Annotated in this window: 10 protein-coding genes; 3 read left to right on the plus strand and 7 right to left on the minus strand. The window is 72.9% G+C overall.

Going from position 1 to position 5,942, the window contains the following annotated elements:
- Nucleotides 1–378: ATP-binding cassette domain-containing protein (locus VFW24_07575; protein HEX5266617.1), on the minus strand; the 378-nt coding region annotated here is incomplete at its 3' end.
- Complete coding sequence (locus VFW24_07580; protein HEX5266618.1) at nt 375–869, minus strand: hypothetical protein; 495 nt, start codon at nt 867–869, stop codon at nt 375–377. The genes VFW24_07575 and VFW24_07580, both read right to left, overlap by 4 nt.
- Nucleotides 870–1,008: 139 nt before the next feature.
- Here VFW24_07580 and VFW24_07585 point away from each other — a divergent pair, with 139 nt between their 5' ends.
- Both VFW24_07585 and VFW24_07590 read left to right on the plus strand, forming a co-directional pair.
- On the plus strand, nt 1,009–1,947 hold the full coding sequence (locus VFW24_07585) for an NADP-dependent oxidoreductase (protein HEX5266619.1): 939 nt from the start codon (nt 1,009–1,011) through the stop codon (nt 1,945–1,947).
- Between the two features lie 33 nt (nt 1,948–1,980).
- Nucleotides 1,981–2,631: a methyltransferase domain-containing protein gene (locus VFW24_07590; protein ID HEX5266620.1), complete on the plus strand. Its 651-nt coding sequence runs from the start codon at nt 1,981–1,983 to the stop codon at nt 2,629–2,631.
- Here VFW24_07590 and VFW24_07595 read toward each other — a convergent pair.
- Complete coding sequence (locus tag VFW24_07595; protein ID HEX5266621.1) at nt 2,622–3,509, minus strand: LLM class F420-dependent oxidoreductase; 888 nt, start codon at nt 3,507–3,509, stop codon at nt 2,622–2,624. The genes VFW24_07590 and VFW24_07595 overlap by 10 nt on opposite strands.
- A 129-nt stretch (nt 3,510–3,638) precedes the next feature.
- Between VFW24_07595 and VFW24_07600 the strand changes: the two genes are divergently transcribed.
- Nucleotides 3,639–4,001: a hypothetical protein gene (locus tag VFW24_07600; protein HEX5266622.1), complete on the plus strand. Its 363-nt coding sequence runs from the start codon at nt 3,639–3,641 to the stop codon at nt 3,999–4,001.
- Between the two features lie 175 nt (nt 4,002–4,176).
- On the opposite strand, the gene VFW24_07605 is transcribed toward VFW24_07600, so the two are convergent.
- The 4 genes from VFW24_07605 to VFW24_07620 form a co-directional block, all read right to left on the minus strand.
- A complete protein-coding gene (locus VFW24_07605; protein ID HEX5266623.1) occupies nt 4,177–4,341 on the minus strand; it encodes a hypothetical protein in 165 nt (54 codons plus the stop codon).
- A gap of 84 nt (nt 4,342–4,425) precedes the next feature.
- Nucleotides 4,426–4,770 carry a hypothetical protein gene (locus VFW24_07610; GenBank protein ID HEX5266624.1) on the minus strand — a complete coding sequence of 115 codons (345 nt, stop codon included), beginning with the start codon at nt 4,768–4,770 and terminating at the stop codon, nt 4,426–4,428.
- A complete protein-coding gene (locus VFW24_07615) occupies nt 4,730–5,044 on the minus strand; it encodes a helix-turn-helix domain-containing protein (GenBank protein ID HEX5266625.1) in 315 nt (104 codons plus the stop codon). The genes VFW24_07610 and VFW24_07615 overlap by 41 nt, the downstream gene beginning before the upstream one ends.
- A 50-nt stretch (nt 5,045–5,094) precedes the next feature.
- Nucleotides 5,095–5,942, minus strand: an 848-nt coding sequence (locus VFW24_07620; GenBank protein ID HEX5266626.1) for a bacterial transcriptional activator domain-containing protein, incomplete at its 5' end; no start/stop codon positions are given.

The following is a 5,942-nucleotide window of genomic DNA, read 5'->3' on the forward strand; positions in this document are numbered from 1 at the left end:
GCTCTCGAGCAGCTCCCCCGCCCGTTGCCGGCCGCGGGCCCGACCCAGGTGGCGCAGGTCCGCCATCAGGCGCAGGTTCTCCTCCCCGGTGAGCAGGTTGTCGACGGCGGAGACCTGCCCGGTCACCCCGATGGCCCGCCGCACCCCGTCCGGGTCGGCGGCCAGGTCGCAGCCGGCCACCCGGATCTCACCGGCGTCCGCGTCGAGCAGGGTGGCGAGGATGTTCACCATCGTTGTCTTGCCCGCTCCGTTCGAGCCGAGGAGGGCAAAGACGCTGCCCTCGTCGACGACCACGTCGACGCCGTCGAGGACCACGTGGTCCCCGAACGCCTTGCGGACACCGTGGGCGGCCACGGCGGGCGCCGCTGAGGGACTCACGACCCCTCCCCCAGCGCGCCCGAGGCGCGCAGCGCGTCGCGATGCGCCTCCCACTCGTCCTGGAGGGCACGGATCCGCTCGACGAGGAAGTCGGAGAACGCCGCCATCTCCACCAGGTCGGCCCGGCGCTCCGGTGCCGCCCCGGTCAGCACGACCATCCCCTCCCGCGCCAGGTCCCCCAGCTCCTCGTACTCGGTGACGTCGAAGCCCCTCGTCTGGGCGGACGAGAAGTCGACCCTCACCCGGTCCATCCGCTCGCCGGCCGCCCGGGTGCGGCGGACGGCGTCGATCCGCTCCAACACGTTGAGGGCGCCGGTGATGGCGCTCCGGCTCGCCAGCAGGGCCTCGGCCAGCTCACCGATGCTCTGGTCGGCCGGCTCGCAAACCAGCAGGTAGCCGAGGACCCGCCCGACCATCGGCGGGTAGCCGAATCGGCGGGCATAGAAGCGGCCCATGTGATCGGCGAACGTCAGCTCTTCGTCCCGGGGCACGGATCATTGATAACACGCATGCCAGTGATAACACAAATTTGTGTCACCAATGTCACATGCGGGCCCGGCACATACAGTCCGGCCCGGCGAAGGCCGGGTGGTCGAAGACGCACTCGTCCGGGCGGCAAGGAGGAAGCAGATGAAGGCAGTCGGCGTGATCGAGTTCGGGGGACCCGATTCGTTGCAGGTGGTGGAGATCCCCCATCCCAAGCCCGAGCCGGGTGAGGTGGTGATCCGGGTCCTCGCCGCCACCGTCAACCCCACCGACACCTACATCTCCACCGGGGCCCGGGCCGAGATGCTGCAGCGGGACCCGCCCCCGTACGTGCCGGGCATGGATGCGGCCGGGATCCTGGAGGAGATAGGCGAGGGTGTGTCCACCGATCTCCGGGTCGGGGACCGGGTGATGGCCGTGGTCGTGCCGAAGGGATCCCACGGCGCCTACTCCGAGCGCATCGCCCTGCCCGCCGAGTCGGTGGTGCGCACCCCCGCCGGCACCAGTCACGCCGAGGCGTCGACGCTGCCGATGAACGGGCTCACCGCCCGACTGGCCCTCGACCTCCTCGAGCTGCCCCCGGGTGCCACGATCGGCGTCACCGGCTCCGCCGGCGCCCTCGGGGGCTACGTGATCCAGCTGGCCAAGGCCGACGGCCTCCGGGTCGTCGCCGACGCCGCCCCGGCCGACGAGGCCCTTGTCCGCCGGCTCGGCGCGGACGTCGTGGTGGCCCGGGGTGACGACGTGGCCGAGCGCATGCGCGCCGCCGTCCCCGACGGGGTCGACGGCCTGGTCGACGGCGCCCTCCTCGACCAGCTGGTGGTGCCGGCGGTGCGCGACGGCGGACGCATCGCGACCGTGCGGGGATTCACCGGCACCGAGGAGCGCGGCATCACCTTCCACCCGGTGTGGGTGCGCACCTACGCGCGCGAGCACGAGAAGCTCGATCGCCTCCGCCAGCAGGTCGAGGCGGGACAGATCACATTGCGGGTGGCGCGCACCTACCCCGCCGCTCAGGCGGGAGAGGCCCACAAGGTGCTGGGCGCCGGGGGAACCCGGGGCCGCCTGGTGCTCGAGTTCTGACACCGGGTCCCGCCCCCACACCGGACTGAGCGCGTGGATCCGTCACCGGCCCAGGACGCCGGACCGTTCCCGCCCGGGTTCTTCGACCGGGTCGACGCCGGCCCCGACCCCGCCTTCTACGCCTACCCGCGTCTCGTCACCCACATCGACGACGCCGCCATCGCCGCCGTGCGCCGGCTCTACGAGGAGCTCGGGATCAGCGGGCGGGTCCTCGATCTCATGAGCTCGTGGATCTCGCACTTCCGGGAGCCTCCGGCGTCGCTCACCGTCCTCGGGATGAACAGCGCCGAGCTGGCCCGCAATCCGCAGGCCCGGAACCGGGTGCTGCACGACCTCAACTTCGGGGCCTCACTGCCGTTCGGAGACCAGTCGTTCGACGACGCCGTGTGCTGCGTGTCGGTCGACTACCTGGTCCGGCCGATCGAGGTCTTCGCCGACGTGGGCCGGGTGCTCCGGCCCGGGGGCCGGTTCGTCTGCACGTTCTCGAACCGGCTCTTCCCCACCAAGGCCGTCCGCGGCTGGCTGTACGCGTCGGACCAGGGCCGGTGCGAGATCGTGAGGGAGTACTTCCGGCTGTCGGGGGCGTGGGAGCCGGCCGAGGTCCGGCGGTGCACGCCCGGGGACCACGAAGGGGACCCGCTGTTCGCGGTGTGGGCCCGGCGCCCACCGGCACCTCAGCGCTGACCGGCGCCCCCGCCCTCGAGTCCCAGCGCCGGGGCCAGCTCCACCAGGGCGGCGATGTGGTCGTCGACGGCGGCCAGGCCCCCTCCCATGGTGTTGACCGACAGATGCGTGGCGCCGGCGGCGCGCCACCGCCCTACGTGCTCCACGACCCGGTCGAGCTGACCGGGGCGGGCATCGGCGCGGCCCTCGAGCCCGATGGCCGCCGGGTCGCGGCCCGCCTCCTCGGCGCCCCGGCGCACATGGTCCAGTCCCTCCTCGAGGCCGTGGCCGGGCGGTGCGGTGGCCAGCCAGCCGTCCGCCAGCCGGCCCAGGCGGATCAGCGCCGGCTTGCTGAAGGCACCCATCCAGACGGGGATCGGGCGCTGGATCGGCAGCGGGGCAATCCCCGCCGCGCTCACCCGGTGCTCCCGGCCCTCGAAGTCGAGCACCGGCTCGGTCCACAGTCGGCGGAGCAGGGTGATCTGCTCCTCGATGCGCCGGCCCCGGTTGGAGAACGACATCCCCAGGGCCTCGTACTCGACCGGGTTCCAGCCCAGGCCGACGCCGAGCCGGAAGCGGCCCCCGGTGAGCAGGTCCACCTCGGCCGCCTGCTTGGCGACCAGGGCGGTCTGGCGCTGGGGCAGGATCACGATGCCGGTGACCAGCTCGAGGGCGCAGACCCCCGCCAGGAACCCGAACAGCACCAGGGGCTCGTGGAAGGTGCTGTCCTGGTCGTACGGGCCGGGGCGGTCCGGGTGCCGGGACCAGTCGGCACCCAGCACGTGGTCGTAGGCCAGGATGTGCGAGTACCCGGCCCCCTCCACCGCCGAGGCGTAGGCGCGCACCGCCCCGCGGTCCCCGCCGATCTCGGTCTGAGGGAAGACCACGCCGATCTGCACGCCCGTGTTCTACCTCACCCGCCCGACTGGCAACATCGGCTGCTCTCGGGGCGATTTGCGGCGAATTGCCGTCATCGGAGCCCGGCTCTCACGTTCTAATGGCATGGGCGGCGGAAGGAGCCACTTGAGATGAGCAACGAGACGGGTCAGCTCGGGGGGCGGGCGGACGGCAAGGTCTTCGCCGACCAGCTGTTCGACGTCTTCACGGTCCTCGTCGGCGCCGCTGCCCTGCTGGAGCGTCGGTGGGAGGAGCTGGGTGAGGCCGGCCGCGGCGAGCTGGTCGGGATCATCGACAAGGGGGTGGAACGCGGCGTCGCTCTCATGGAGTCCCGGGACCTGCCCTGGCTGGAGTGGCAGCTCGACCACTACTTCGTGCTCGTCCGGGTGGCCGCCTTGACCCTGGCCAGCCCGGGGTCGGGCCACCACCTCCGCCGGGAGGCCGCCGAGGCCATCCGGGGAGGAGCGGCGCCCCTGATGGCGGGGGTGGCCTGACCTAGGACGTCGGGGCGTGGGTCAGCGAGCCCAGCCCGGTCCAGAGACGCCAGGAGGGCGAAGGTGGCCGCGCCGCCTCCCGCCCCCCATCCCCCAGCCACCGTTGCGCCGAGCAGGGTCCGGGCCGGTGCGAGCAGACCGCCCGCCAGGATCGAGTGGGCCAGCCGCCGTCGCATCATTCGCTCCTCGAAGTTGCTGTCATCCGCCGGCAGAAGGCGACCAGGTCGGCCGTCTCCCGTACGGCGTGGCGCGCGCCCGACTCGATGTCCTCGACCTCTCCGACGATCTCGCCGGCAGCGAGGCCGTCCGGGCGGAGCCGCAGCACGAACGAGATGAGCACGAGCCGACGGTAAGGACGCGCCGTTACCGCGCCGCTACACGAATGACGAAATTACCGACGGCCTGGACGGGCTAGTCCGTGAACCTAAGGAGGTGGCGCCTCCTTCGGGGAACGGCGCAACTCGTCTCTCACCGCGCCCAGGATCTCCACCTCGACCCGGTCCTTGGGACGGCCGGCGGCCTGTTTCATCCGGATCAGGTCGTCCAGGTCGCAGACCGGGACCTCGAGACCCTCGCCGATGTCGAACCGGACGGCGTTCGACGCAACTGCTTCGAAGTCGGGAGCTCCGGCGCGCCAGCCGAGTACGTCGAGCGGTCCGGCGTCGGTTGTGAAGGTGAAGTTCTGACCCGCGGCGATGGTGTCGGCGCCCCGTGGGGGTCGTACCTCGTCATCCCCGCCGCCGGGCCTGGGCGATGCGCTCGGCCGCACTCGCCTCCTCCACGAGACCGGCGATCCTCTCGGCGGGGGTCAGTCGGACCAGCTCACGGATGCCGGTGCGATCGATGCCGGCACCGAGCTGCGGCCGCGCCTCCAGCTCCTCACCGCACGCCGCCAGGAGGCGGGTCAGGGTCCCGACCAGGGGATCGACCAGACCCCGCTCGATCCGGGCGATGGTCGGTTGCGCCACACCCGTACGGGCGGCGAGGCCCCGCTGCGAGAGACCGGCCCGGTTTCGGGCCTTTCTCAGGGCTGAGCCGTCCACCCCGCCATGATAGCGTGCATGCTATCGCGGCCGGCCGCCCAGTCGCCCCGTCAACGTCGGGTCAGCGACCGATCCAGCTCGACGGCCTCCGACGAAGGCTCGACGCCGAGCTCGGCCAGGGCGGCGCGGGCGCGGCGGAGGAAGGACGCCGCCTCCCCGGCTCGGTCGGCGGTGGCGAGCAGCGCGGCGGCGCGGATGTACAGCGTCTCCTCGTGCGGGTCCTCGGTGATGGCGGCTTCGAGCAGCCGCACGGCGCGATCGACCTGACCCGGTGCGACGTGGTCGACCGCGATCGTGACCATCGACAGGTAGCGGCGCCGCAGCCGCTCGCGCCGGCCGCTGGTGAAGTCGAGGTGGCGGTCGGTGGGCAGGAGCTCGCCGCGGTACAGCTTCAGGGCCCGGCCGGCCAGCTCGCCGGCCTGCGGGTCCCGGGCTGCCGCTGCCGCCTCGGCCGCACCCGCCAGCTCCTCGAAGCGGAGCGTGTCGACCTCCACCTCGGGGGCCAGCCTGATCCAGTCCCCGTCCCGCATCAGCAGGGGCCCGACGACCTGACGCAGCCGGGTGAGCAGGGTGCGCAACCGCTGGCGGCCGGCGCCCGGGGCGGCGCCGGGCCACAGCTCCTCCATCAGCTCCTCGATCGGCAGCCGCCCGGCCAGCGCCACCCGCTTGAGGGCTTGGCCCAGCAGGCCGGCCGGACAGTCGACGACCGCTCCGCCGACGACCACCTCACAGGGCCCGAGCAGGCGGATGGCCGGACCCGAGGCCTGGCGGGCGGCATGACCCTCGCCAGGGACCGTGCCGGCGGTGAGAGCGGAGACCGATGGGCCGATGGCGGCCAGCTCCCCCATCCGGCCGGCCAGATCGTCCGGCGTGGCGATCCCCAACTTGGCCGTGGCCG

The sequence above is a fragment of the Acidimicrobiales bacterium genome (genome assembly GCA_036273495.1).
Taxonomy (GTDB): domain Bacteria; phylum Actinomycetota; class Acidimicrobiia; order Acidimicrobiales; family JAJPHE01; genus DASSEU01.